Origin of the sequence: Pseudomonas sp. UBT (assembly GCF_050915955.1) — a bacterium.
Lineage (GTDB): Bacteria > Pseudomonadota > Gammaproteobacteria > Pseudomonadales > Pseudomonadaceae > Aquipseudomonas > Aquipseudomonas antarctica_A.
The window spans coordinates 867,172-891,848 of record NZ_CP168079.1 but is presented as its reverse complement, the minus strand read 5'-3'; the positions used below and the strand labels follow the sequence as shown (position 1 = coordinate 891,848).

At 58.0% G+C, this 24,677-nt stretch carries 23 protein-coding genes and 1 pseudogene; 12 read left to right on the top strand and 12 right to left on the bottom strand.

Annotated features, from left to right (window positions below):
- The first annotated feature begins 111 nt into the window (after nt 1-111).
- Nucleotides 112-270 carry a DUF2188 domain-containing protein gene (locus ACDZ94_RS04155; protein ID WP_432751110.1) on the top strand — a complete coding sequence of 53 codons (159 nt, stop codon included), beginning with the start codon at nt 112-114 and terminating at the stop codon, nt 268-270.
- 222 nt (nt 271-492) lie between these two features.
- On the opposite strand, the gene ACDZ94_RS04150 is transcribed toward ACDZ94_RS04155, so the two are convergent.
- Genes ACDZ94_RS04150 through ACDZ94_RS04135 form a run of 4 tightly spaced genes read right to left on the bottom strand, consistent with a single transcriptional unit; the run spans nt 493 to nt 6,961 of the window.
- On the bottom strand, nt 493-1,953 hold the full coding sequence (locus ACDZ94_RS04150) for a tyrosine-type recombinase/integrase (RefSeq protein ID WP_432751109.1): 1,461 nt from the start codon (nt 1,951-1,953) through the stop codon (nt 493-495).
- On the bottom strand, nt 1,937-2,563 hold the full coding sequence (locus ACDZ94_RS04145; protein ID WP_432751108.1) for a hypothetical protein: 627 nt from the start codon (nt 2,561-2,563) through the stop codon (nt 1,937-1,939). The genes ACDZ94_RS04150 and ACDZ94_RS04145 overlap by 17 nt, the downstream gene beginning before the upstream one ends.
- Nucleotides 2,560-4,662, bottom strand: a complete 2,103-nt coding sequence (locus ACDZ94_RS04140) for an integrase (protein WP_432751107.1) — start codon at nt 4,660-4,662, stop codon at nt 2,560-2,562. Before ACDZ94_RS04140 ends, ACDZ94_RS04145 begins: the two co-directional genes overlap by 4 nt.
- On the bottom strand, nt 4,646-6,961 hold the full coding sequence (locus ACDZ94_RS04135; protein WP_432751106.1) for a hypothetical protein: 2,316 nt from the start codon (nt 6,959-6,961) through the stop codon (nt 4,646-4,648). The genes ACDZ94_RS04140 and ACDZ94_RS04135 overlap by 17 nt, the downstream gene beginning before the upstream one ends.
- Before the next feature lie 77 nt (nt 6,962-7,038).
- Between ACDZ94_RS04135 and hrpB the strand changes: the two are divergent.
- Nucleotides 7,039-9,165, top strand: a pseudogene (gene hrpB, locus ACDZ94_RS04130) (ATP-dependent helicase HrpB); the annotation flags it as partial.
- A gap of 137 nt (nt 9,166-9,302) precedes the next feature.
- On the opposite strand, the gene ACDZ94_RS04125 reads toward hrpB, so the two are convergent.
- Both ACDZ94_RS04125 and ACDZ94_RS04120 read right to left on the bottom strand, forming a co-directional pair.
- The gene (locus ACDZ94_RS04125) at nt 9,303-10,391 is read right to left on the bottom strand and encodes an endonuclease/exonuclease/phosphatase family protein (RefSeq protein WP_064454255.1); all 1,089 of its coding nucleotides are present in this window, start codon (nt 10,389-10,391) and stop codon (nt 9,303-9,305) included.
- A 40-nt stretch (nt 10,392-10,431) separates the two neighbouring features.
- Nucleotides 10,432-11,091, bottom strand: coding sequence for a YciC family protein (locus tag ACDZ94_RS04120; RefSeq protein WP_432751105.1), 660 nt, complete (start codon nt 11,089-11,091; stop codon nt 10,432-10,434).
- 180 nt (nt 11,092-11,271) lie between these two features.
- Between ACDZ94_RS04120 and ACDZ94_RS04115 the strand changes: the two genes are divergently transcribed.
- The 3 genes from ACDZ94_RS04115 to ACDZ94_RS04105 all read left to right on the top strand — a co-directional run bounded on the left by ACDZ94_RS04115 (nt 11,272) and on the right by ACDZ94_RS04105 (nt 13,301).
- Entirely contained in the window at nt 11,272-12,042 is a 771-nt protein-coding gene (locus ACDZ94_RS04115; protein ID WP_432751104.1) for a DUF2076 domain-containing protein, read from the top strand.
- A 128-nt stretch (nt 12,043-12,170) separates the two neighbouring features.
- Nucleotides 12,171-12,647 carry an NYN domain-containing protein gene (locus ACDZ94_RS04110; protein WP_053258147.1) on the top strand — a complete coding sequence of 159 codons (477 nt, stop codon included), beginning with the start codon at nt 12,171-12,173 and terminating at the stop codon, nt 12,645-12,647.
- A gap of 42 nt (nt 12,648-12,689) precedes the next feature.
- Nucleotides 12,690-13,301 (top strand): 3'-5' exonuclease, encoded by a 612-nt coding sequence (locus tag ACDZ94_RS04105; RefSeq protein WP_221295693.1) that lies wholly within the window; start codon nt 12,690-12,692, stop codon nt 13,299-13,301.
- A gap of 139 nt (nt 13,302-13,440) precedes the next feature.
- Here ACDZ94_RS04105 and ACDZ94_RS04100 read toward each other — a convergent pair whose 3' ends face one another.
- A complete protein-coding gene (locus ACDZ94_RS04100) occupies nt 13,441-13,749 on the bottom strand; it encodes a DUF3077 domain-containing protein (RefSeq protein WP_432751103.1) in 309 nt (102 codons plus the stop codon).
- A 334-nt stretch (nt 13,750-14,083) separates the two neighbouring features.
- Between ACDZ94_RS04100 and ACDZ94_RS04095 the strand changes: the two genes are divergently transcribed.
- The gene (locus ACDZ94_RS04095; protein ID WP_221295691.1) at nt 14,084-14,650 is read left to right on the top strand and encodes a hypothetical protein; all 567 of its coding nucleotides are present in this window, start codon (nt 14,084-14,086) and stop codon (nt 14,648-14,650) included.
- Entirely contained in the window at nt 14,640-14,903 is a 264-nt protein-coding gene (locus ACDZ94_RS04090) for a hypothetical protein (protein ID WP_064454251.1), read from the top strand. The genes ACDZ94_RS04095 and ACDZ94_RS04090 overlap by 11 nt, the downstream gene beginning before the upstream one ends.
- A 120-nt stretch (nt 14,904-15,023) precedes the next feature.
- Here ACDZ94_RS04090 and ACDZ94_RS04085 read toward each other — a convergent pair whose 3' ends face one another.
- Nucleotides 15,024-15,485, bottom strand: coding sequence for an Lrp/AsnC family transcriptional regulator (locus ACDZ94_RS04085; protein WP_053258144.1), 462 nt, complete (start codon nt 15,483-15,485; stop codon nt 15,024-15,026).
- A 160-nt stretch (nt 15,486-15,645) separates the two neighbouring features.
- On the opposite strand from ACDZ94_RS04085, the gene yedA reads away from it, so the two are divergent.
- Nucleotides 15,646-16,542, top strand: coding sequence for a drug/metabolite exporter YedA (gene yedA, locus ACDZ94_RS04080; protein WP_221295690.1), 897 nt, complete (start codon nt 15,646-15,648; stop codon nt 16,540-16,542).
- Between the two features lie 47 nt (nt 16,543-16,589).
- Complete coding sequence (locus tag ACDZ94_RS04075; RefSeq protein ID WP_262666323.1) at nt 16,590-17,927, top strand: DEAD/DEAH box helicase; 1,338 nt, start codon at nt 16,590-16,592, stop codon at nt 17,925-17,927.
- Between the two features lie 116 nt (nt 17,928-18,043).
- Here the strand turns inward: ACDZ94_RS04075 and ACDZ94_RS04070 are convergent, their stop codons facing one another.
- The gene (locus ACDZ94_RS04070; RefSeq protein WP_432751102.1) at nt 18,044-19,270 is read right to left on the bottom strand and encodes a TIGR03862 family flavoprotein; all 1,227 of its coding nucleotides are present in this window, start codon (nt 19,268-19,270) and stop codon (nt 18,044-18,046) included.
- Between the two features lie 170 nt (nt 19,271-19,440).
- On the bottom strand, nt 19,441-20,361 hold the full coding sequence (locus tag ACDZ94_RS04065; protein ID WP_262666321.1) for a histone deacetylase family protein: 921 nt from the start codon (nt 20,359-20,361) through the stop codon (nt 19,441-19,443).
- Nucleotides 20,362-20,436: 75 nt separating this feature from the next.
- Between ACDZ94_RS04065 and ACDZ94_RS04060 the strand changes: the two genes are divergently transcribed.
- From ACDZ94_RS04060 to ACDZ94_RS04050, 3 genes are read left to right on the top strand one after another with little or no spacing between them, the layout of a single operon-like run.
- On the top strand, nt 20,437-21,006 hold the full coding sequence (locus ACDZ94_RS04060; protein ID WP_064454246.1) for a GNAT family N-acetyltransferase: 570 nt from the start codon (nt 20,437-20,439) through the stop codon (nt 21,004-21,006).
- Nucleotides 21,007-21,047: 41 nt separating this feature from the next.
- Complete coding sequence (gene tesB / locus ACDZ94_RS04055; RefSeq protein WP_064454245.1) at nt 21,048-21,917, top strand: acyl-CoA thioesterase II; 870 nt, start codon at nt 21,048-21,050, stop codon at nt 21,915-21,917.
- The gene (locus ACDZ94_RS04050) at nt 21,914-22,501 is read left to right on the top strand and encodes an HAD family hydrolase (RefSeq protein ID WP_262668053.1); all 588 of its coding nucleotides are present in this window, start codon (nt 21,914-21,916) and stop codon (nt 22,499-22,501) included. Before tesB ends, ACDZ94_RS04050 begins: the two co-directional genes overlap by 4 nt.
- A 162-nt stretch (nt 22,502-22,663) precedes the next feature.
- Here ACDZ94_RS04050 and ACDZ94_RS04045 read toward each other — a convergent pair whose 3' ends face one another.
- Together ACDZ94_RS04045 and ypfJ are read right to left on the bottom strand one after the other, a co-directional pair.
- Nucleotides 22,664-23,650 carry an alpha/beta hydrolase gene (locus ACDZ94_RS04045; protein ID WP_432751101.1) on the bottom strand — a complete coding sequence of 329 codons (987 nt, stop codon included), beginning with the start codon at nt 23,648-23,650 and terminating at the stop codon, nt 22,664-22,666.
- A complete protein-coding gene (gene ypfJ, locus ACDZ94_RS04040) occupies nt 23,651-24,538 on the bottom strand; it encodes a KPN_02809 family neutral zinc metallopeptidase (protein ID WP_064454242.1) in 888 nt (295 codons plus the stop codon). It abuts the gene before it with no gap.
- Nucleotides 24,539-24,677: the final 139 nt, after the last annotated feature.

Genomic DNA, 24,677 nt, shown 5'->3' with positions numbered 1-24,677 from the left:
TCTTGTGTCAGCACTACATGATGTATTTTTTTTTGGCAAAAATAACGCCATATGCTGTGTTTTTGCTTCACCTGCTAGTCTCAACATAAATTCTCAACGATGAGCTGTCGCATGGCAAGTAAAGGCAAAAATCAGCATGTAGCAGAGCGAGAAGACGGTTTGGCGGTGCGTGGCGAAGCTAACGCCAAAGACACCTCGCACCACCGAACACAACAGGAGAACGCAGAGGCTGCGCGTGCCATCGCTCAAAACCAGAAGATGAAGTTCTGATTCACGGTAAGGATAATAGAATCCTGCTTGGGACTCGTACGGCAACGATCCGCATCCACCCGAAGGTTAGGGGGCCGTGTACGTGGCATGGGCGAGCTGTCAGCTATCCAAGGTTTCAGTGAGGTCGTCTAGGGCAAGCGGCCAATGAGTTGATGCCGGATGCATCAGCCAAAGCTTCGTCGCAGTCTCACGGCATCATGGCGACTACAACCCAACCATGCACTAGACACTCGCGGATGTAGGGGGGCTCTCTCTGGACTCGGCGACGGCGAGATCCTCTTCGTACAGCGATTGCAGCAGGTCGAGCTCAACCAGATATTCCTCAATAGCCATACCCTCCTTTAGGCGCTGACGCAGTTCCTTTTCACGCATGAAATATCCATCCACGGCGCGCTTCATGTGAATGGATGTCACCGTAGCCGAATAATCACCGAGTGCCTTCAAAGCTAAGTGCAGGTATGTATTGATGGATGTGGGATTGAGGTGCCCTGTCCACTGAATAACTTCCGTCTTGAAAATCTCTGTGTTCAAAAGGTTTCGACGGAAATCATCAACATTGTCGATGTGATGCTGTCTGATAAAGTCAAGAAAGTATTCGGTGATAAAACGGTGGCGAAACATGTGAGGACAAATCTGCGACTCAATGCCGGATAGGCTTTTAAGTTTTAATATTTCATTGTAAAGCGTTTTGCTAGATAGCGGTCTTCCGGTGGTTTCCGATACAAAAAAGAAACGATGATCCTTTCCGCCCTTATAGATCTTCTTCATGAGATTTCTACGTTGCTTTTCAATGAACGTATCCAGAAGGTGAAGCAGTGTAGGAGTGACAGGTATTTGTCTGATTACCGGTTCGCCTCTCTTCAATGTGGTCATTGATAAGGTCGGCTTCTCCATTGCCTTGGCTTTCTTTACGTCGTCGATAGTGAGATTGGCAATCTCTGAGCGACGCGCGCCAGTGTCTGTAAGCAGGTCAATTAATAATGAGCGCCTGGCCTTGACGAAATTCGTTTCGTTTGATTTTCTTGATGTTTCTTTTAGCAGTATGATCTGCTCGGTGGTAATGGGGTTTCTTGATTTGCGACGCGATGGTGGCCCGAAGGAATGGTGAACAAGGTAACTGCGTCGAGATTTGTTTCCAGAACTGTCAACAAATTCGAAGGTTTTCATCTCGGCGCGAATTCGACCTTCAGGAGATACGAAGTCGTCATAACCATTGATGCGGCCTACAAACCCCAGAAAATCCAGCCATACCCGCCCTATCTCAGTAATTGAATCCTCGGTACGCTTATTGACTGACGGGTTTTTAGGAGAAATTTCTTTTCGCAATTCATCGATATAGTCCGCGAAATTGCCATCGTTCATCATCACTGGGTCGCGACCATCTCGGTGGCAGAGACGAAGTAACTGACTAAGCTTGGCGGCATAGTCCCCCATTGTCCCACCGCCTTCGCCTGAGCGAGACAAGCCGCGTCCTCCGCCACGCCCCTTTCTGTTAAACAGAGTGAGCATAAACAGATTCCCAATAATGCATGGCGAGCCATTAGGCCAACTCATAAACGGGATGTTCGTGGCGTCGCGCATCAGGATTCGATCAACCGAGAAGCTGCCGAACGTTTTGTGCTCACCTAAAAGCGTATAAAGCTTTTGGGAAGTACGATCTGAGTACTCACTTGCGGTAGTCATTGATGTCGGTCACCGTCGAGGTTGTATTTTTTTGCTGTGCCGGGATGTCGGTGAGGTTGAAAGGGGGGATACACAGACTTGTGATGGCCAAGAGTGTTGCAATAGCATCAGATGCCCATTTTTCCCGAGTTAAAGGTTCATTCGCAACGCTGATGTTTTTGATCTGCCCCATCGACTCCTGAAGCGCTCGAAGGAGTAAGAAATTGGTCTGACGAAGCATATCAAGCTCTTGCTCGTGGTCAGCTACCCTCAGCTTGAGCCCATCTCTGGTGCGCTTGTTGCTTTTGGTTTTCTTTCGCTCATGGCGCTCGATGGACTCTATGGCTTTCACACGAAGCGCATTCAGTGTATTGAACCCACCGGTCAATACTTCCTCACTGTATTTTTTGAGGGTGTTAAGGCTCGTGGGAAAGGTATAGAGCGTATCTCCGCCATCTGCCTTCACCTCTCGATCCAGGTTCGCGAGGCCACCTTGGGTATTGAGGGCCGCAATTACCGCCTCGTCGTTGGCAAATGCATGAGGGGTGGTGATGATTTGGCTTAGCAGGCGCTGTAGCGCCACAGCTCCCGCTCTGGCGCTTTCAGAGCGAGAAGGCTTCTTGTCGGTCATGCTGCCTCCTTGTGCTTAAGGCGAGAGACGATCTTCATGTGGGTGCCGTCGGCATCGGAGAAGAATTCGGGTTCGATTTCAATCATCCCTTCACTCATCAGATCACTGATGTAATCTTCGAGTTCAGCGGCAGCAATAAGAGTATAGTTTTCAGTCTGATAATGCTCTTTGATCAGCTCAACAAGTTCTTTGAAGTTTTCAGTATTGCCGATGTGGATGTTTTCAGCTGCATGCTGCGCAGCAGCCGATGCGAGAATTGCACCGTCCGTACTCTCGGTTATGTAGTTGTAGACATGCTTGATATTGGTATGCCCTAGCATCCACCTGAGCGTATCGATGTTGGAAAAGCTTCCACAATAGAAGAACAGCATCGCGAAGAAGCGACGCATCTGGTGCTGACGCAGGTACCAGCGCTGGCCAAGTTCGTTAAGCGGCGTTTCGAAATAATCGCAAAAGATATCCAGGTTACGGTTGTATGCCGTATTACCCGTGTCAATCAGGCCCCGCTGACCACGCATGTGGGGAAGTGCGAAAAGGGTTTTGTAAGACTTGATGTACCCAATGCGCAAAAGGATCTTTTGCATTTTGATAAGGTTCTTGATCATGTCCCCGGCGATCGGTTCGATCGGTCTTGCTTCGGAGCGACGATGGCCGAACAGGTGCTTGCTGCTCTTGGCATTGCCGAAGTACAGCCAGTCGCCACATTCGCTTAAGCAGTTGTTGGCTTTGAGCGTATAAAGCTCGCTAACGCGCCTGGCCATAAGTACGCCGACCGTCAACTGAATTCCGCCTACATAAGTTGCAAGCAGGTCGTAAAGGCCTACATTGTTGCGCAGCTTGGTGAAGTATTCGGCCTTATCTCCCTTGATGGACTCGCGTAGCGTCTTGGTGTCGATGATTCGGGAGCTCAAAGACAACTGCGAAACGCCCAAGTTTACCAAGTAAGGCCCAACAATGCTTTTCACTTCACTCTCTGACAGGGTGGATGGAGCAACGTCCCGTTTTTGGCATTCCAATGCAATCCGGCAAAAGCCCTTGATGATCTGTTCCCCGTGCTCAATGTGAAATTCAATCGCATGGCGAATCGATTTGAACACGGTGTCAGAGGGTACGGTTCTAAAGCGACCCTTTGTTCCAAGTTTTGGGGTATAGGCGTCCGCCTCCACTAAGGCTGAAACCTGAGGGGCGGGTAGTCCAATCTCGTGGAGGGTGCCAAGGTTATACAGGCTCGACCGATAGCCGAAGTATGTTTGGTCGCGCATTACCGAGTTGGCGCCGGTGTGTGCCGGTACTCCAGGGTACTCTCTAGTGAACATTGACGTATCGTCGTTGAACCCCAAAATATGATGTACAGTCTTGGACTGACTCTTGCCCCACAGAGACTGTGGATAAAAGGCTTGAGACATCTTCACCGTGTTGGGTTGATGACCATAGTCAACCTGAGGGGTTCCGTACATTCCGTTTATGTACAAGCAAGCCCTGATCGGAGGGATAAGATCAAGCGGGATGCCCAATTCATCCTCGTCTTTTTGTTCGTTAGTCAGGATCAGAAGCTGAGGGCGTGCCTTGAGGGTCTCAAGAATCTCACTTTCGCTGGTCTCTTTAAGAAGTTTATAGCAGTATTCCCTGAGTGTCGGAGTCCATTTGTAGACGGACTCGGATATGGAGGTATTCTTCGAGAATGTATCCAGCAATTCAATAAGGTTGCCGCCCGTTAATCCGGTCAGGCCATACTTGCATATTTGGTACCTGGCGTCATTGAGGAGTAAGAAGTCAATGATGTGACAGGCACGCCAGAACTGCCTTGCTTGTTGCCCCTTAAGGTCGTTAGTTTCACCAGTGTCACTGTCGTTGCGAGTGCAAGAGGTGAGGAAATACCTAAACCCTTCCAGAGTCGCTTTGTTTTTTTCGTGAAGCAGTGAACTGCCGTCAGACATTATGACGTTCCAGTCCAGCTCTTTGGGGCTTTTCTTGTACTCAAAAGAATACAGCCACACTGGGCTATCGAAATCATTCATTAGCCAAACTGCTGACTTATACTCCTCGCGAGGCGACCTGAGCAGTGGTGAGAGAAAGGCGAGTTCAGGCGGCAACAGCATAGATCAGGTTCTCCATCTGGGCAGAGTCAATTTGGGTACGTGCAGTTGCCAGGTAGTCCTGGAGATCAAACTCGTTTCCTTCTGTGATGTCGTTGACCAGAAGGTTGGTAAGTTTCGCCCAATATAGGGCCTTGGCACTGATCTCATCGCGGCGCGCGGAGATGCGCACTGCCTCCTCAATCGAGAGCAAGGCGGTCAGAATTCCGACATCCAGAGAGATGACGACCCGGTCAGCGGCTTCTTTGTCCCGGGCAGATGAATTGGCCAGATTCGGATTCTTCAACGCTTCCGGGTCACGCATGCTTTCGGGGATGTCCTTCAATGCATTGTTTTCAAGGAAGGTGTGAAGCTCATCCATACTCTGGAAATTCGAGACCTTCAGTAGATACTTGCTGTCCTTCATCGCCATGCAAATGATCCCCCTCTGAAAAACTCGGATCCATCTGGTCTGGAAAAATGCGAGGATCGGCTCAGGAAGATAGCTGCTCAATAAGTCAGGCGACACCTCGGAATGTCCCAGCGCCTTAGCCGTCTCCGTGATGCTGTTGCTCTCGATATAGATGAGAACCGCTCGGGTTGCCCTCAGTGACGTGATCGAGATCCGGCAGATGTATTCCTCTACCTCTTTCCGAGAAAGCTTTAGGTATTCAGAGAATTCATCAGCAAGATGCTGATAGCGCGTCGCCAGTGTGCCGGCGCTCCAGTTCGTCGGCGTCATTTTCGTCGGTTGTGTCAGGCCGCGGGAGCAGGCGATGAACAGATACCGCCAGGCATCATCGCCTTGAGCCTTTAGATATTCTCGCAGGGGCTGCGTAGCCCTGATCAACTGCCTCACCCGCACAGCATCCCGAGGCTTCAGCTTGATCTTGATCTCACTGAGCTTTCCCCCTTTCCGGTCTTTGTAGCCGGTGAGCTGGTAATATCCTTCCAGTTTCACGAACCCAGTGAGATGACCCTGCTCGTTATAAAGCTCTAAGTTATCGATATACGATTGCGTAATACAAGGGTACGCATGTACCAAGAGAAGCTTGTATGGATACAGATCATCTGGCGTCGGAACATTGAGAAAGCTGTTTAGGAACTCCCTATTGATATTTTTCCCGAAGCGCTTGGAGAAGTCTCTTTTGACGTAGTCAAAGCCGTGCTTATTAAAGGCGGCGCACAGGTCAGCAGGATTGAGTTCCTCAGGCTGAGAGTGTGTCGCATAGATGATCTTTTCCGAATTTCCTGACTTAGCTAGACGGTCTCTGGCTTTTTTGTTGTTCGAGGTTTTCCAGGCTTTGGCATTGGCCCATCGGTAGAGAATATCGTTGTCAGCCTTGATCTTCTTGAACAGAAGTTCGATGGCTTGTGTATCTGTTACTTGGTAAGGAATTTCAGTAATTAGTTTGGCCTTGATGACCTCGCCCTTACTGTTCTTCTTTTTATTGGTGTCCGCCCCTGCCACATGCATGATTTTTGGCTTTGGCAAGGAGCCCGCAAAAGGTTTAACCCAAGTACCTCCAGCGAGCATTGTTGATGTGACTAGGTTGATGAACGCGGCATAAGACTTGGTCGCCGACGCAAGATCATTACCTTGGGAAAGTTGTTCGTTGAAATACCAAACCATGAAACCCAAAAAGAGATGCTTGATCTGAATCGGATCTCTGAATGTCTCGACGGGCCAGCTATCAGCCCTCTCTGATACAAAGTTGAGAAATGCACTGAACTCACTGCATCTTGGACGCCGCATCTTGATTGTCCACTGGCATAGGGCTTTGTATACCTCCTCGGTAAATTCCGGGCCGTGCGAGATCCAAAGATTGGCGAATGAGATATAGCTGGTCTTGCCGTTTGCGCTTTCGACAGGCCAGCCATTCCAGAACCTGACGGCATGGGCGTCGAGATTTTCCTTGGCAACAGCCCAGTATCCGGCGTTGGGCTTAGGCCAGCCGTCCTTACCTTCAAAAGTTGGAAGTAGAGGCACCTCTTTTGACATCTCGTGGATGAGCCGTACGAATTCCCTGGCATATAAAGTTCGAAGGGCAGGAGTTACGTCTACGAAGGCGTCATCTGACATAGCTCCCAAGAATCCTCGGATGGTGCGTTCAAAGCCTGGCGAAGACATCCCAACGTACGTGACTGCCGTCTTCGTGATGTTGCAGTACGCATCGAACAGCTTGATCAACTGGCCCATCCCGTCAAGGGCGATCGGGGCGTAGGAGCGGGTCATAAGGACTAGTACGTCTTGGGGGAGGGTAGTGAACGGATAGTTCACCAGAGCAAGCGATCCTTTGATGATTGTCAGTTTTTTTTCCACAGTCCTGATTGCCTTAAGTCCTTGTGATATCTATAGTTTCATTATTTTGACAAAGCCGTGCAAGTGGCAATGTCGTAGAACGCAGCCTCGACGCCGACCTGGCGCTGGCCCTGAGCCTGAACGGCCGCGACCTGTTTCGTGATGAACAGCCGCTGAAAATCCTGCTGATGTCCGCCACCCTCGAAGGCGAGCGCCTGGCCGGGCTGCTGGATGACGCGCCGATCCTGCGCAGTGAAGGGCGCATGTTCCCGGTGCAGATGCGCTGGGGGCGGCCGTACCAGTCCGGTGAATTCATCGAACCGCGTGTGGTGCAGACCATCCTCGAAGCCCTGCATGACCAAACCGGCAGCGTGCTGGTGTTTTTGCCGGGGCAGGCGGAGATTCGCCGGGTTAACCAGCAACTGGCCGACGCTTTGGGGGATCGCAGTGATGTGCTGCTGTGCCCGCTGCATGGCGAGCTCGACCTTAATGCCCAGCGCGCCGCCATCGACCCGGCGCCGGCGGGTAAACGCAAGGTCGTGCTGGCCACCAACATCGCCGAGACCAGCCTGACCATCAACGGTGTGCGCGTAGTGATCGACGCCGGGCTGGCGCGGGTGCCGCGGTTCGACCCAGGTAGCGGCATGACCCGTCTCGACACTCAGCGTATTTCCCGTGCCAGCGCTACTCAGCGCGCCGGCCGGGCGGGGCGGTTGGAGCCGGGCGTGTGTTATCGCCTGTGGTCCGAGGACCAGCACGAAGGTCTGGCTGCGTACGGCAGCGCGGAAATCCTCGCCGCCGACCTCGCAGGCCTGGCCTTGCAGTTGGCGCGCTGGGGCGTCACGCCCACGCAGTTGGTGTGGCTGGATGTGCCGCCGACTGCCGCGTATGCCCAGGCCCAGGATCTGCTGGTGCGCCTTGGCGCCTTGAATGACGACAAACTGACCGCCCATGGCCAGAAAATGGCCGAGTTGCCGGCCCATCCGCGTATCGCCCATCTGCTGCTGCGCGGGCAGGACCTGGGGCTGGCGTCGACAGCGTGTGATGTGGCCGCGCTGTTAGGTGAGCGCGATATCTTGCGCGGTGGCGGTGCTGACTTGCACAGCCGCCTGGCCTTGATGTCCGGTGAAGAACGTGCGCGCGGCACCCAAGGTGGCGTGCAGCGGGCCAAGCAACTGGCGCGGCAATACCGTGGCTATTTACGCGGCCCGGCGATTCAAGCCGTGGCCGACCCCGACCACCCGCGCTGGCTCGGCGCCTTGTTGGCGCTGGCCTACCCGGACCGTGTCGCCCAGCAACGTCGCCCCGGTGGCGCCGAGTACCGCCTGGCCAACGGCCGCGCCGCGCTGTTCGCCGAAGCCGACAGCCTGATGAAACAACCTTGGTTGGTTATCGCCGACCTCGGCAGCCGGCAGGGCCAGCGTGAAGAACGCATCTACCTCGCGTCGGACTTCGATCCGGCGCTGTTCGACACGGTGCTCGCCGAGCAAGTGCGCAACGTCGACCAGTTGGATTGGGATGAACGCGAAGGCGTCTTGCGTGCTGAACGCCAGCGCAAAGTCGGCGAACTGGTGCTGAGCCGTGAACCATTGACGGGGCTGGACGAGTCCGCCCGCAGCCAGGCACTGGTCAACCTCGTGCGCCGCAAAGGCCTGGAGCTGCTGCCGTGGACGCCTGAACTGCGCCAATGGCAGGCCCGCGTCATGCTGCTGCGCCACTTGGACGCCGGTAAAACCAGCGAATGGCCCGACATCAGTGACAAGGCGTTGCTTGCCAGCCTGGAGCACTGGCTGATGCCGTATCTGGGCAAAGTCTCGCGCCTGAGCCATTTCGCCAACCTGGATATTTCCAGTTTCCTGCACAACCTGCTGCCCTGGCCGCTGCCCCAACGCCTGGACGAGCTGGCGCCGCAGCATGTGAAAGTGCCGTCGGGCTCTTCGGTGCGTTTGGACTACAGCGAACAACCACCGATTCTGGCGGTGCGCTTGCAGGAGTTGTTCGGCCTGGCGGACACGCCGCGCATTGCCGGTGGGCGCCAGGTGGTCAAGCTGCACCTGCTGTCCCCGGCGCGACGGCCGGTGCAGGTGACGCAGGACCTGGCGAACTTCTGGCGCAGCACGTATGTCGAGGTGAAGAAGGACTTGAAGGGGCGTTATCCGAAGCATTACTGGCCGGATGACCCGTTGGTGGCCGAACCAACCGCCCGGATCAAACCCCGCAAGTAGGTCGTGTGGAGATCAAATGTGGGAGCGGGCTTGCCTGCGATACAGACGACTCGGTCTATCGGGTTCACCGAGGCGATGCTATCGCAGGCAAGCCAGCTCCCACACAAGCCAGCTTTCCACAGAGGTTTAGGTGTTGGTTATTGCGCAGCCGGCAGCAGGAAGCGGGCAATCACCGGCAAGTGATTGGAGATGCGCAACGTATCCGCCTGCCGCACTTTAGCCTCCACCCGCTTGATCCGAGGGCTGTAGAACAGATAATCCAACGTACGATCCGGACCCTCTACGCTCGGATCATTCGGAAAATTCGTCAGCCATTTCTCACGGTCAATTCCACTGGATTCACTGTTACTCGGGATCATCGGGTATTTGTCCCACAGCAAATGCAGCTCACTGTCCGGCGAATACTGGCCGCGCTTAACCGCGTCCAGGCGCAGGAATTGCCCCAATGGCAGCAAGTTGAAGTCCCCGCCGATCAGCCATGGCGTGCCACGGCCTTCGAACTTGTCCAGCAACTTCACCGTGGCTTTCGCTTGTGCTTGCACTGCCGACCGCCCAGGCATGTCGCCATCCAGCCGGGTATTGAGCACCGCCAGTTGGCCGCCATCGCTCAGCGGCAAATAGGTCAGCAACAAGGCCGGTCTGGGTTGGAACTGGCGGCTGATGAAGTTGGCCGGCGACACCGGGAGTTGCAGGCGTTCGGCGTGTTCGATCTGGTAACGGCTCAGGGTCACCAGTTTGCGGCCGACGCTGCCGAAGATATGCAGGTTGGGCACAAAATCGGCTTTCCAGTCGAAGGCCTGGGCGCTGCACGGGTAGAGGTCGACCAGGCGTTCCTGAAGCAGGGCCACCTGGTCCTGGTAGTGGGACGATTTGGCGCCTTCGTCGAGCTCCTGCAACAGCAGGATGTCGGGTTGTTCGTCGCGGATCACCCGGGCCACTTCGTCCAGGCTCGAGGCCATGTCTTCCACGGTCGGGCGGTCGTCCGGGCCGCTGCCGTCTGCGGTGTCGTACCAGAACACGTAGTTCTTGCCGGCCAGGTATTGCACGTTCCAGGTCATGACCTTGAGCGCCTGCCCGGGCAGCAGGGTCGGCGCACGGGGCGCGACGCAGCTCACGGGCAGGGTTTGCTTGTCGGCGGGGCGCCAGGTCAGGCTGTAGATCAGTGCCGTGAGCAGGCCCGCGATGATCAACAGGCTCAACAGGGTGATGCGCAATAAACGGGTCATTGGCTCGGCTTATAGCGTTTCAGAGGTGGCACGGAGCATATCACCGCGCGTCGGCGTCGCCACCGATCAGCATGAATAAACGGAACAGCACCACGCTGGTAAACAATTGCAGGAAGCTGTGGGCGCTGTCGATCAGCACGCCCAGCAGCGGCGCGGGATGGGGATACGCCGCCACGCTGGCGCCCTTGAGCAGCCACAGTGGCGTCATCACGCACAGCAGGCACACCAGAATTCGCCAGAAATGCCCGCGAGTCAGGCGAAAACTTTCCTTCATCGCCTCCAGCGCCGACAGGCCGCGCAGCACCAGCAGGTACTCGGCAAACGCCAGCACCACCATCAGCCACAGGCCCGGCAGGAAATACAACGACAGGCCCAGCAATATCAGCAGCGTACTGATGGCCGTGAGCAGGGCGAAGCGTGGCCACAGGGTCAGGGCCATGGCCCACACGTCTTTAGTACTCGGCGACTCGCCACGGGTGCGCGCGTCCAGAAACAGGATCAAGGCGCCTGTGTACAGCGGGTACACCAACAACCCCACCACCACGCTGTAGCCGGGGAAGGCATCCGGGCCCAGCGTGTGGTCGAGCACCTGTTGCAGCAGGGCTTCGAGAATCACCAGCGGCAGGCACAGCTGGACGATGGCGCCCAGGTTGCGTTGGGTGAAACGGAAAGAGTCGCGCAATACTTCTAACGGATTCATCAGGTTCATCACAGGCCTAAAAGCAAGGCCAACACTTTAACCGATCATGACGAGAGGTAAGCAAACGTAAACCTTTCGTAAAGACCATTGAAACGTCTAGTAACAGCCCCATAACTGTTACGTAGCTTGCCTGACCCTGGGCAGGCCCATGATTTCTACCGGCAATCTAACGAGGTCGCCATGAACAGCGAAGAGCAAACCCTGATCGATGGACTGTTTTCACGGTTGCAGCAAGCCGAAACGGACTCAGCCCCCCGCGACGCCCTGGCCGAAGCGCGGATCAAGGAGCACATGACTCGCCAACCGGCCGCCGGGTACTACATGACCCAGTCGATCCTGGTGCAAGAGCACGCGATCAAGAGCCTCGACGCGCAGAACAAGCAACAGGCGCAACAGATCCAGCAATTGCAGGACGAGTTGCAACAAGCCAAATCCCAGGCGGCGCAGCCTGCGCAGAGCAGCGGTGGTTTCCTGTCGAGCATCTTTGGCGGCAGTTCCCGTGACGCCCAGCCTGCGCAAAGCGCCCCGACGTCTTCCGGTGGCGGCTGGCGTGAGCCGGCGCGGCCATCATTCGGCCAGCCCGCGCCGCAACAGCAGAACTACGGTGCGCCGCAGCAGAACTACCAACAGCCGCAACAAGCGCCTGCTGCGCCCATTGGCAGTGGCTTCCTCGGTGGCGCGCTGAAAACCGCCGCCGGTGTGGCGGGTGGCGTAATGCTGGCCGAAGGCATCAGCAGCCTGTTCAACCACAACTCGCAACAGCCGCAAGTGGTGGAAGAAATCATCCGCGAAGAGCCGGCGCCTGCCAGCGACAACAGCAACTGGGGCAACGACGACCAGAAGTTTGCCGGCAATGACAACTGGGGCAGTGACAACGCCTCCGACAGCTTCGCTGACAGCGACTACTCCGACGATTCCTCCTCTTTTGGCGACGACGACTCCTTCGTCTGACCCGCACTCAACCGGGGCGCTTCGTCGCCCCAGGCTGATTTTTCGCTGAAACTTTCCCATGGCTGGCATACTGGCGCCTTTGCGGACCTTTGCGTTCGAGGTCCAAGCGGCAGCCATGGGGAAGTGCGGTGAAGAAAATTGCGGTGTTCGCCGATGTACAAAACCTCTATTACACCGTGCGCCAGGCGTATGGCTGCCACTTCAACTACGCCGCCCTGTGGGCTGACATCAGCGCGCGCGGGCAGATCGTCGAGGCGTATGCGTATGCCATCGACCGTGGCGACAGCAAGCAGCAGCAATTCCAGCAGATCCTGCGCAACCTGGGCTTTACGGTAAAACTCAAGCCGTACATCCAGCGCGCCGACGGCTCGGCCAAAGGCGACTGGGACGTGGGCATCACCCTCGACATCATGGACGCCGCCGACCACGTCGACGAAGTGGTGCTGGCCTCCGGCGACGGTGATTTCGACATGCTGCTCGACCGCATCATCCAAAAGCATGGTGTCGAAGCCGTGGCCTACGGCGTGCCGGGCCTGACGGCCAACTCGCTGATACGCGCTGCCAGCCGCTACGTGCCGATCGAAGGCGCGCTGCTGCTCAAATAAGCGCGGCGGCCCACTAAATTGATAGACGGAGTTGGAACAGGTTTGGAACGTATAGCGGTCATCGACTTTGAAACCACCGGCATCACCCCGAGCAGCCACTGCCGGGCTACGGAAATCGCGGTGGTCATCCTTGAGCGCGGCCAGATCGTGGACCGCTACCAGAGCCTGATGAATGCCGGCGTGCGTGTGCCGGGCTTTATCGAACAACTCACCGGCATCAGCAACGCCATGTTGCGCAGCGCGCCTCCGGCCGAGCGGGTGATGAATGAAGTCAACGAGTTCGTCGGCACCACGCCACTGCTGGCGCACAATGCTGCGTTCGACCAGAAGTTCTGGGACTTCGAACTGGGCCTGATCCGCCGCACCCGCCTGCAAAAATTCGCCTGTTCCCTGCTGCTGGCCCGTCGCCTGATGCCGGCGGCGCCGAACCACAAACTCGGCACCCTCAACAGCTACGCCCAACTGCCCCACACCGGCAAGGCTCACCGGGCGATGGCGGATGCGGAGATGGCGGCCAACCTCACGGCGCACCTGGCCGAGCAGTTGCGCGGTACGCATGGGTTGCGCGAACTGTCCCACGACCTGCTGTGCACCTTGCAGAAAGTGCCGGCGGCGAAGATCAATGAACACCTGAAGAAGCATCGCGGGTTCTAAACCGGCCACCCGCCCAAGAACACAGACGTTTCAAATGTGGGAGGGGGCTTGCTCCCGATAGCGGTGTGTCAGCCAATCATCCAGTGACTGACACACTGTAATCGGGAGCAAGCCCCCTCCCACATGAGTTATGCGGTGCCTATCGCGGCTGCACACACTCCAACGCCCGACCCACCACGTCCTTCGCCATCCCTACCAAATGCATCACCGCCCGCTGTTGCGGATTCATCGCCTCAGCCGACCCGTGCGCCGTCTCCACCGCGCAATGCAGCAAGTCGGCCGCATGGGCGAGGGCGTCTTCGAAGCTCAGGTTGTCATTCAGCACAAAGTTGGGCGCGTCCGGGGCGGAAGCTTTGAGGTAGTAGTCGATGGCTCGGCGGTTGAGTAGGGCGTCTTCGCTGAGGAAGTTTGTCTGGGTATCAGTTGAAGCAGAGGTTGCTTTGACCATGTTGAATCTCCGGGACTTTTGACGCTCTCCTTCCGCCAATTTCGGCTTGCACTTCCGGTCACCGAAGGGCCGATGACGTGGTGAAGACTAGCGGCGGAATTCAGCCGGAACAAGGCGTGAAATGGCGCTCGGAAACCTCCCGCAAATAAAAGGGATCAGTCTTGCTGGCCACTAAAACATCAGCTGTTTGTGGGGCCTTTTACGCTCTTTCTGAATAGTCAGTAGGGGAGTCCCTATTGCACTGTCGGACCTTTCTGATTTTTCCCTCCGCCCCTCCATCGCCCTTTGCTGCGACCTAACATCCCGCCTGTCATTTACGTAAAGGAACTACGTCATGCAGGAAAGCGATCTACACACCGCAATCATGCAAAGCCAATTTGAACTCGCGCAAAATGGCATCGATTTCGGCTCAACTTCCAGCATGGCGTTTCATTTGGGAAACACAATGACAAGCTGCCCGGCAGTCATGCTTTTACCTCATTCGCCAGGTTGGACTCATGGCGCCAGTTACACGTTACTCAGGCCCATTCAGGCGGACTCCACTGTGCCTGACACCACTGTTGACGACCTCTGGAAATGTACACAGCAACACTACGGTTTGACGGCGGCAACGGCTCTTACTGGCGCGGCGGGCATACCGATCAGCAAAATCGCCGTGGGAACTTGGGTCCACGTTGGCTCCAGTAAAACGACGAACCTGGCCAGCCTCATTGGAATGCGCTTTTTCCCTCGTACACTGATCAGGCAACCAACAATGGCTAGGATGGCAAAAGCAACGTTTGGCACCGTCCGGGTATTTGGCATTATTGGGCGGGGCATTCCCTTCGTTGCTGTGGGGTTAGCCGTTTTTGACTTAATCAGTATTGGTAAGTGTGCCTATGAGGCGAGAAGTGGAAGGTAGCCCTACCAGAGCCGAGATCACAGAAAAAGTGATCCAACTGTTCGTCGATATCATTGGTTTTATTGACCGAAGCCAAGTGACGGAAAATACGGATTTCATCCATGACTTCAAGATCATCGATGACGATTTGACCTGCTTCGTCATGCAGATCAAGTGGCAATTCAACCTGCAGGCGACTCAGGAGGATTGGGATCACATCACGAGCATCAAGCAGATTGTCGACTTGATCGTTCAGCGCTCAATTTTGCAGTGAGGCCGCTGACGCTATCGCAGGCAAGCCAGCTCCCACATTTGACCGAGCTCGCCAGGGCTGGATGCAATCTACTGTGGGAGCGGGCTTGTCGGGTCGCCGCATCGCCGCGATGGCGGTGTATCAGCCGCCATTTTTCCCATTGGCCTCCAACTGCCCCAACGGCACCCGCCGCTCTATCGCGCTGGACAAAATAATCGAGGTCTTGCTGAACCCGAACTTCGCCACCCGGTTGATCAGGTTCTCCAGCTCCGGCATCGACCCCACCGCCGCCTGCATGATCACGCACGGGTCGCCCGTCACTCGGTGGCATTCGGTCAGTTCAGGGATTTCAGCCAGTGCGTCGTACACTTTCTGGCTGCCGTTGTTGGTCAAGCGCAGTTCGATCGTGCACTGGATCGGCAAGCCGATTTTGGACAGGTCCACCTTGGCCTGATACCCGGTGATTACGCCGCTGGCTTCCAGCTTGGCCACGCGCTCGGCCACGGCCGGCGCGGAGAGGTTTACCGTGCGGGCCAGTTCGGCATAGGAAGCGCGTCCGTCTTTAAGCAGGGCGCTGAGGAGCATGCGGTCGTATTTGTCCATGATAAGGCTCCGGTCATGCGTGGCTTTCGAATCCACGGGTTATAGCCTTCATAACCATGCTTTGAAAAGTGTATGGGCGCTTTAAACAGGTTTTGTAACTTATGTTTAGCGTGCTGCTTTTCTAGAATAAGCCTCCAATTTCCTGCCGCAGAGCTACCCAATGCCTGGCCCACGTCGCTTTCCCTTACCGTTGATCGCCGCCTTTTTTGCGCTGTATGTGATCTGGGGTTCTACCTATCTGGTGATTCGAATCGGCGTGGAATACTGGCCGCCGCTGATGCTGGGCGGGATTCGATTTTTGGTGGCGGGGTTGGCGATGTATGGTTATTTGCGTTGGCGCGGGGCGCCTGCGCCGACGTGGGTGCAGTGGAAGGCCGCCGCCAAGATCGGCATTTTGCTGCTGACCTTTGGTAATGGCGCGGTGACGGTGGCCGAGCACACGGGGGTGGCCTCCGGTGTGGCCGCGCTGGCGGTGGCGACGGTGCCGTTGTTCACCTTGTTGTGCGGGTATTTCTGGGGCGCGCGCAATACACGTCTGGAGTGGGCCGGGGTGGTGCTGGGGATTATCGGCATCGCGATGCTTAACATGGGCTCCAACCTGCAATCGAGCCCGACGGGTGCCATGTTGCTACTGTTTGCCGCCGCCTCCTGGGCCTTCGGTTCGGTATGGAGCCGGCATTTGCCGCTGCCGCCGGGCGCCATGGCCAGCGCGGCCGAGATGATGATTGCGGGTGTCTTGTTGCTGGTGGGCAGTGCGCTGACCGGTGAGCGACTGCATTCCATCCCGCCGGTTGAGGGCTGGCTGGCCTTGGCGTACCTGGCCGTGTTTGGCTCGATCATCGCCTTCAATGCCTATATGTACCTGCTCAAGCACGTGCGCCCGGCGGCAGCGACCAGCTATGCCTATGTGAACCCGGCCGTCGCGGTGTTGTTGGGCATTGTGTTCGTCGGCGAGACCATCGGCATGGAAGAAGCCTTGGCGATGTTGGTGATCATCAGCGCCGTGCTGTTGATCAGCCTGCCCCAGTGGCGAAAGCCGAAGCCGGAAATAAGGTAAACTGCCGCGCATACGCCTATGCGCTGAATTTTTCCTACGGTAAACACATGACTTTCGCCACCCTTGGCCTGATCGAACCCTTGCTGCGCGCCCTTGAGACGCTTGGCTACCAGACCCCGACGCCGGTGCAGGCGCAAGCCATTCCGGCGGTGCTGGCCGGTCGAGACCTGATGGCCGCGGCCCAGACCGGCACCGGCAAGACCGCCGGTTTCGCCCTGCCGCTCCTGCAATTGCTGACCATGGAAGGGCCGAAAGTCGCCGCCAACTCGGCGCGCGCGCTGATCCTGTGCCCGACCCGCGAGCTGGCCGAGCAGGTTCACGCCAGTGTCGCCGAGTACGCCCAACACCTGCCGCTGACCACCTATGCGGTGTACGGCGGCGTGAGCATCAACCCGCAGATGATGAAGCTGCGCAAGGGCGTCGACATTCTGGTGGCCACGCCTGGCCGCCTGATCGACCTGTTCCGCCAGAACGCGCTGAAACTCAACCAGCTGCAAACCCTGGTGCTGGATGAAGCCGACCGCATGCTCGACTTGGGCTTCTCCGAAGAGCTGGCGAACATCTACCGCATGCTGCCGAAAAAGCGCCAGACGTTGCTGTTCTCCGCGACCTTCTCCGATGAGATCCGCCTGCTGGCCGGGCAGATGCTCAATGACCCGCTGACCGTCGAAGTCAGCCCGCGCAACGTCGCCGCCAACACCGTGAAGCAATGGGTGGTGCCGGTGGACAAGAAGCGCAAGGCAGAGCTGTTTGTGCACCTGATGCGCAAAGGCCGCTGGAAGCAGGTGCTGGTGTTCGCCAAGACCCGTAATGGCGTGGATGCGCTGGTGGATAAGCTGCAAGGCCTGGGCATCAATGCCGACGGCATCCACGGCGACAAACCCCAAGCCACCCGCCAGCGCGCACTGGACCGTTTCAAATCCAGCGACGTGCAGATTCTGGTGGCCACCGACGTGGCGGCCCGTGGCCTGGATATCGAAGACTTGCCGCTGGTGGTCAACTTTGACTTGCCGATCGTGGCCGAGGACTACATCCACCGTATCGGCCGTACCGGCCGCGCGGGCAACACCGGTGAGGCAATTTCCCTGGTGTGTGCCGATGAAGTGAACATGCTGTCAGCCATCGAGATGCTGACGCGTCAGACACTGACCCGCAAGATGGAGGCGGATTTCGAGCCTGAGCACCGCGTACCGGATACCGATGCCAGTGGGCAAGTGGTGAAGAAGCCGAAGAAACCGAAGAAGCCTAAGGCGTCGGGCGGCGGCGGCGGTAAGCGCAATTTGGGTAAGTGGGTGGACAGTGGGGATGCAGCGCCGGCTGAGCCGTCGATCAAGCCGGTGCGTAAGGTGCCGGTGTTTAATACTGGGCCGCGTAAGAAAAAATAAGATTTGAGGCGTTATTGAGGGCCTCTTCGCGAGCAAGCCCGCTCCCACATTTGAAATGCATTCCAAGTGTGGGAGCGGGCTTGCTCGCGAAGGCGGCTTTGAGTTCGCTACAGACCTCAGTGCTTAAGCCACTCCAACATCCCTCGCCCAGCCGCTCGCCCGCTGGCAAAGCACCCTGTCAGTAGGTAGCCGCCGGTCGGCGCTTCCCAATCCAGCATCTCCCCCGCACAAAACACGCCCGGCAATTGCTTGAGCATCAACCGCTCATCCAGCGCCTCGAACGGCACGCCACCGGCCGTGCTGATGGCTTCATCCATCGGCCGGGTTTTTATCAAGGTCAGCGGCAATGCTTTGATATCCACCGCCAACTGCGCCGGATCATTGAAATGCTCCGCCGGTGCCAACTCACGCAACAGCGCCGCTTTGACCCCATCCAACCCCAACTGGCTGTGCAAATGCTTGCTCATCGAGCGCGAACCACGCGGTTTGGCCAAGGCAGCCTGGACTTTGTCCAACGGCTTGCTTGGCAGCAGATCGATATGCACGGTGGCTGAGCCCGTGCGGTTGATTGCTTCACGAATCGGTGCCGACAGCGCATAGATCAAACTGCCCTCGATACCCATGGCAGTGACCACACATTCCCCCAGCCGAGGCTTGTCATCCCCTAGGCCGATGGCGACGTTTTTCAACGGCGCGCCGGCGAATTTGCTGACCATCAATTCGCTCCAGGCTGACACCTCGAAGCCGCAATTGCTCGGTTGCAGAGGCGCGTAGGGCACGCCTTTGTCTTCCAGCAATTTGAGCCAGGCGCCATCGGAGCCCAGGCGCGACCAGCTGCCACCGCCCAAGGCCAGCAACACTGCATCGCTGTGGACAGTTTTCTCACCCTCCGGGCTGTGGATAAGTAAACCACCGTCGGCCGTCCAGCCCAGCCAACGATGGCGGGTGTGGATAACCACGCCTTGGTCGCGCAGGCGCTTGAGCCAGGCGCGCAGCAGAGGCGCCGCCTTCATGTCGGTAGGAAACACGCGCCCGGAGGTGCCGACAAAGGTTTGAATGCCCAGGCCATGAATCCATTCGCACAACGCCTCGGCACCAAACCCTCGCAGCAACGGCGCCATCTGGGGTGCGCGTTCGGCATAGCGCGACAGGAACGCCGGGTACGCCTCGGAGTGGGTGATGTTCATGCCGCCCACGCCCGCCAGCAGGAATTTGCGCCCCACCGACGGCATGCCGTCATACAGGTCAACCTGCACGCCCGCCTGGCTCAAGACTTCAGCGGCCATCAGCCCGGCAGGGCCGCCGCCGATGATAGTGACGTGTTGAGACGGTGTCTGAGGCATGGGCAAGGCTACGGTCGCTGAATAGGCCGAGCATTCTACCCGACGTCGGCATCACTGCCTGATCAAAAAACGTACACTTTCCTACAAGCCATGCGGTTACTCGCTTTCAGGCCCTTACGCTCAAGTTATCCACAGGCCGTTCCACAGGCATTGTGGGTAACGCCCACACTTCAATGACAACCGGATGACGTCCACACCCGCTGTGCACTGTGATGCAGGATGCCGTGGCGGCGGGCCAGGGCAGGGCGGTCCTTGCTGTAACCACCACCGATCACGCCCATGACCGGGATGTCGCGACCCAGGCAGTGGCGCATCACGCTTTCATCACGCGCGGCGACGCCTGCGTCTGTCAGCTTGAGGTAACCGAGGGCGTCATCTTTATGCACATCGACACCGGCGTCGTAGAGCACCAGGTCCGGCTGGTAGAGCGGCAGCAGGTAGTTGAGCGCGTCGTCCACGGTTTTGAGGTAGTCGGCATCGCCCATGCCCATGGGCAGCGGGATGTCCCAGTCGCTCTGGGCCTTGCGGGCGGGGAAGTTTTTTTCGCAGTGCAGCGACACGGTGATTGCATCCGGCGTGTCATGAAGGATGCGTGCGGTGCCGTCGCCCTGGTGCACGTCACAGTCGAAGATCAGTATGCGGTTGACCCGCCCGCTGGCCAGCAGGTAATGGCTGATCACCGCGAGGTCGTTGAAGATGCAAAAGCCGGCCGGGTAATCGTAATGGGCGTGATGAGTGCCACCCGCCAGGTGGCAGGCCAGGCCGTGTTCCAGCGCCTGTTCGGCGGCCAGTATCGAGCCGCCGACCGCGCGCACAGTGCGTCGGGCCAGGGCTTCGTTCCAGGGCAGGCCAAGGCGGCGTTGGTCTTCGCGGGACAACTCGCCGCTCATGTAGCGTTCGATATACCCAGGTTCATGGGCGAGGGCCAGAATCTCTGCCGGGCACAGCTCCGGTCGCAGCAGTTGGCTGTCCTCGGTCAGGCCGCTGTCCACCAGGTGGTCGCGCAACAGGCGAAACTTATCCATAGGGAACCGGTGGTCCGCTGGGAACTCGGGGCTGTAGTCGTCGTGGTAGATCAGTGGCAATGGCATGGGATTTTCTGACGGGAACCTGCGAAGGATCTTACCAGCGCTGTACACTCACGCACATGGCAAGGGAGGGGACCCATGGAGCCGATACTCGAGTTGGAAAGCGCACGTCTGGTGCTGCGCCAATGGCGCGACAGCGACCTGCCGGAATTTGCGCGCATGTGCGCCGACTCGCAGGTGATGCGTTATTTCCCGGCCAAGCTGAGCCATCTGGAAAGCGCCGCGCTGATTGGGCGGATTCGCGGCCATTTTGCCGAATACGGCTTTGGCTTTTGGGCCTTGCAGCGCAAGGACACGCGCGAGTTTATCGGCCTCACCGGGCTGCAAAATGTCAATTTCGAAGCCGACTTTGTGCCGGCCGTCGAGATCGGCTGGCGCCTGGCCCGTGAGCACTGGGGCCTGGGCTACGCCAGCGAGGCAGCCTGGACCGCACTGCGCTGTGGTTTCGATCGGCTGCAACTGGATGAAATCCTGTCCTTCACCACCGAAACCAATCTGCCATCACAAAAAGTCATGCAGGCCATCGGTATGCATTACGATCCCCAGGCAGATTTTGAACACCCCAAGGTCGCAGCCGATGACCCGCTGCGCCATCATGTTTTGTACCGCATCACCCGCGCCCAATGGTTGGACACGCTGCACGGATAAGCAGCCCGGAATGCCCTATCGATTGTTGTAGGAGTTGCTCTATGAGCCAAGTATTGGAAGATCTGGTGGACTTGCTGACCCTGGAGCCGATCGAGGAAAACCTCTTTCGCGGCCGCAGCCAGGACCTGGGCTTTCGCCAACTGTTCGGCGGCCAGGTGCTCGGCCAGTCGTTGTCGGCTGCCAGCCAGACCGTAGAAGAAGCGCGGCACGTGCATTCCTTGCATGGTTATTTCCTGCGTCCCGGCGACGCCGCATTGCCGGTGGTGTATTCGGTAGACCGTGTGCGCGATGGCGGTAGCTTCAGCACGCGCCGCGTCACCGCGATCCAGAAGGGCAACCCGATTTTTACCTGCACCACTTCGTTCCAGTACGACGAACAAGGCTTCGAGCACCAGACCACCATGCCGGTGGTCGTTGGCCCGGAGAACCTGCCGTCGGAACTGGAGCTGACCAAACAGCGCGCGCACCTGATCCCTGAGCACATGCGCGAAAAGTTGCTGTGCCCCAAGCCCATCGAAGTGCGCCCGGTCACCGAGAAAGACCCGTTCAACCCGCAACCGTCCGACCCGGTCAAGTACGTGTGGTTCCGGGCCGACGGTGCCTTGGCCGACTCGCCGGCGCTGCATAAATACCTGTTGGCCTATGCGTCGGACTTCGGTCTGCTGACCACCTCGCTGCTGCCCCACGGCAAGACGGTGTGGCAAAAAGACATGCAAGTCGCCAGCCTCGACCATGCGCTGTGGTTCCACGCTGACCTGCGCGCCGATGACTGGTTGCTGTACGCGATGGACAGCCCGTGGGCCGGCAACTCGCGTGGTTTCTCGCGGGGCAGCGTGTACAACCGCGCCGGGCAACTGGTGGCTTCGGTCACCCAGGAAGGCTTGATTCGCCATCGCAAGGATTGGGCATGAGCCTGGCGGACGTTAAGCACTGGGTCTTTGATATGGACGGCACCCTCACGGTGGCCGTGCATGATTTTGCGGCCATTCGCGTGGCGCTGGAGATTCCGCCCGAGGATGACATTCTCACCCACCTCGCGGCGTTGCCGGCAGAGGTGGCGGCGGCCAAGCATGCATGGTTGCTGGAGCATGAGCGGGCGCTGGCCGTTGGCTCGGTTGCCGCAGACGGCGCAGTGGAACTGGTGCGTGAATTGGCCGGGCGGGGCTATCGCCTGGGCATCCTGACCCGCAATGCGCGGGAGTTGGCGCATATCACGCTGGAAGCGATTGGTCTGGCGGACTGCTTTGCTGTCGAGGATGTGCTGGGGCGTGAAGATGCGCCGCCCAAGCCGAATCCGGGTGGTTTGCTGAAACTGGCGACGGCTTGGGAGGTGGAGCCGAGCGAGATGGTGATGGTCGGGGATTACCGCTTTGACCTGGACTGCGGCCGGGCGGCCGGGACCAGGACGGTGTTGGTGAACGTGCCGGAAAACCCGTGGCCGGAGTTGGCAGATTGGCATGCTGAAGATTGCGCCGCCCTGCGCCAGATGATCTAAACCTGGCATCACACATCAAATGTGGGAGGGGGCTTGTGTGGGAGTCGGGCTTGCCCGCGATAGGATCACCTCGGTATGGCTGACAGACCGAGGTGTGCGCATCGCAGGCAAGCCAGCTCCCACAAAAAGCCCTTTCCCACATTTTTAAGCCGGTCGTGTCAGTTACTTCGCAAACAACACCTTCTCGCCCTCCGGCGAGGTAAACATCTTGTCCCCGTCGTGCCCGACTCCCGGTACTTCCACCAGTTTGTGACTCAGCTGCGGATGACGCGCTTTGAGGTAATCAAAGTAGTTATGCCCACGAATCAGCCGATACCCGCCCTGGGTTTCGGCTTCGCAGCTTTTATCCAGCGCCGGGTGGTTCGGGTCGGTGTCCTGCTGGCCCAGCAGGTAGGTAATGTCGCGTGACACGTAAGCCTGCTCAAGCTGCTGCGCACTCTGGCCCTTGGCGTAGTCCGGCAGGTTTTGCATGCCGTACTTCCAGTCGTTGAAGCCCGGGCAGCTGGCCGCATCAAACTTTACCGGACGCTGCGGGCTGAAGTAGGCGTAGGACGATGGGTTGGCCACCACATAACGCAGGCTGATACCTTCGGTTTGCAGCAGCGGGTGGTCGTGCCCGGTGAGCGCAAAACGCTGTATCACTTGGCCACCGCCGGAGTGGCCGGCGACGACGATTTCTTTCAGCGCCGGGAACAGCTTGCGGTTGCCCAGGTGCTTGATGATCTGGTCAAGTGCGCCGTAGGAGCTGACCTGGCCCGGGCCGGTCGACGGCGCGCCGGCCATCCAGTCATTGCCGTTCCAGCGCAGCACTGGGTTGCCCAGGTGGTTGCGTTTTACATCCGACTCATTCAGAAACTGCGGTGCGATCACCAGTGTGCTGGCGGCCAGCCCGGCGTGTTCGGCGGCATCTTCGCCACTTTTCAGGTAGGTCTGCGCGTTACGCAGGCGACCGTGCACGATGATCAGTGCGCGGGTTACCTGAGGCAGCGGCTTGCCCCAGTCCTGGCTCAAGCCGAGACTGAGATCGCCCGCATCCAAGTGAAAACGATCGGGGCTGACCACCTTGACGCCGTGGTCTTTCTCGGCGGCCCAGGTGAAGGAGGAACACGTGATTAACACGCCGAACAGCAATCCCAATCGTTTATTCATTTAAAGACTCTTCGCTGTAAAAGTGTCGCATTGAGAGATCTGGCCCTGGGCGAAGCCGGTTTTGAACCAGCGAACGCGCTGTGCCGAGGTGCCGTGGGTAAACGAGTCTGGCACGACGCGCCCTTGACCCTGTTGCTGCAAACGGTCGTCGCCGATGGCGTTGGCCGCATTCAGTGCTGCTTCAATATCGCCGGGCTCCAGCCAGTTCAGGCGTTTTTGCGCGCGGTTGGCCCACACGCCGGCGAAACAGTCGGCTTGCAACTCCTGGCGTACCAACAGGCCGCCATCGCCTTGCATCTGCCGGCCCTGTTGGCGCGCAGCCTGGATCTTGGCCGAGATGCCCAGCAGCGTTTGCACGTGGTGCCCGACTTCGTGGGCGATCACGTAGGCCTGGGCGAACTCGCCGGAGGCCTTGAAGCGTTGCGACATTTCCCGGAAGAAATCCAGGTCCAGATACACTTGCTGGTCGGCCGGGCAATAGAACGGGCCGCTGGCCGAGGTGGCGCCACCGCAGGCGGAATTCACCCGGCCACGGAACAGAATCAGTTTCGGGTTCTTGTAGGCCAACCCATTTTCCTGGAACACCTGGCCCCAGGTGTCTTCCGTGTCCCCCAGAATCGCTCGGACGAAGTCAGCCTGCTGATCATTGGCCGGCGGAGCCTGTTGCGATTGGGTGCTCACCGAGGGCGCTTGTTCCATCTGGCCGGTCAATTGGCCGAGGATCTGCATCGGGTCCTGGCCGGTCAGCCAGCCGATGCCGACAATCAGCACAATCGCCGTAAGGCTCAGGCCCTTGCCGCCACCAAAACGCATGCCGCCACCACCGCCTCCACTGTCATCGCGGGCATCCACCACGTTGTCGCTGCGTCGGCCTTTTTTCCATAGCATGGGGCAATCCTCTCGATAAACCTGTGGAACACTTTTTTCAGAACAGTGTTGTTGGTGCGTATGAATGGCGCCAGCCCGGCTGTCCGACAAGTAACGAGAGCTGCGTAGTATCGCTGCTGTCAGTCGGTGTCGGCACGGG

Bases quoted from the DNA above. Each gene is read 5' to 3' on its own strand.
- ACDZ94_RS04155 (WP_432751110.1), top strand. From the start codon at position 112: ATGGCAAGTAAAGGCAAAAATCAGCATGTAGCAGAGCGAGAAGACGGT.
- ACDZ94_RS04150 (WP_432751109.1), bottom strand. From the start codon at position 1,953: ATGACTACCGCAAGTGAGTACTCAGATCGTACTTCCCAAAAGCTTTAT.
- ACDZ94_RS04145 (WP_432751108.1), bottom strand. From the start codon at position 2,563: ATGACCGACAAGAAGCCTTCTCGCTCTGAAAGCGCCAGAGCGGGAGCT.
- ACDZ94_RS04140 (WP_432751107.1), bottom strand. From the start codon at position 4,662: ATGCTGTTGCCGCCTGAACTCGCCTTTCTCTCACCACTGCTCAGGTCG.
- ACDZ94_RS04125 (WP_064454255.1), bottom strand. From the start codon at position 10,391: ATGACCCGTTTATTGCGCATCACCCTGTTGAGCCTGTTGATCATCGCG.
- ACDZ94_RS04120 (WP_432751105.1), bottom strand. From the start codon at position 11,091: ATGAATCCGTTAGAAGTATTGCGCGACTCTTTCCGTTTCACCCAACGC.
- ACDZ94_RS04115 (WP_432751104.1), top strand. From the start codon at position 11,272: ATGAACAGCGAAGAGCAAACCCTGATCGATGGACTGTTTTCACGGTTG.
- ACDZ94_RS04100 (WP_432751103.1), bottom strand. From the start codon at position 13,749: ATGGTCAAAGCAACCTCTGCTTCAACTGATACCCAGACAAACTTCCTC.
- ACDZ94_RS04095 (WP_221295691.1), top strand. From the start codon at position 14,084: ATGCAGGAAAGCGATCTACACACCGCAATCATGCAAAGCCAATTTGAA.
- ACDZ94_RS04085 (WP_053258144.1), bottom strand. From the start codon at position 15,485: ATGGACAAATACGACCGCATGCTCCTCAGCGCCCTGCTTAAAGACGGA.
- yedA (WP_221295690.1), top strand. From the start codon at position 15,646: ATGCCTGGCCCACGTCGCTTTCCCTTACCGTTGATCGCCGCCTTTTTT.
- ACDZ94_RS04075 (WP_262666323.1), top strand. From the start codon at position 16,590: ATGACTTTCGCCACCCTTGGCCTGATCGAACCCTTGCTGCGCGCCCTT.
- ACDZ94_RS04070 (WP_432751102.1), bottom strand. From the start codon at position 19,270: ATGCCTCAGACACCGTCTCAACACGTCACTATCATCGGCGGCGGCCCT.
- ACDZ94_RS04065 (WP_262666321.1), bottom strand. From the start codon at position 20,361: ATGCCATTGCCACTGATCTACCACGACGACTACAGCCCCGAGTTCCCA.
- ACDZ94_RS04060 (WP_064454246.1), top strand. From the start codon at position 20,437: ATGGAGCCGATACTCGAGTTGGAAAGCGCACGTCTGGTGCTGCGCCAA.
- tesB (WP_064454245.1), top strand. From the start codon at position 21,048: ATGAGCCAAGTATTGGAAGATCTGGTGGACTTGCTGACCCTGGAGCCG.
- ACDZ94_RS04050 (WP_262668053.1), top strand. From the start codon at position 21,914: ATGAGCCTGGCGGACGTTAAGCACTGGGTCTTTGATATGGACGGCACC.
- ACDZ94_RS04045 (WP_432751101.1), bottom strand. From the start codon at position 23,650: ATGAATAAACGATTGGGATTGCTGTTCGGCGTGTTAATCACGTGTTCC.
- ypfJ (WP_064454242.1), bottom strand. From the start codon at position 24,538: ATGCTATGGAAAAAAGGCCGACGCAGCGACAACGTGGTGGATGCCCGC.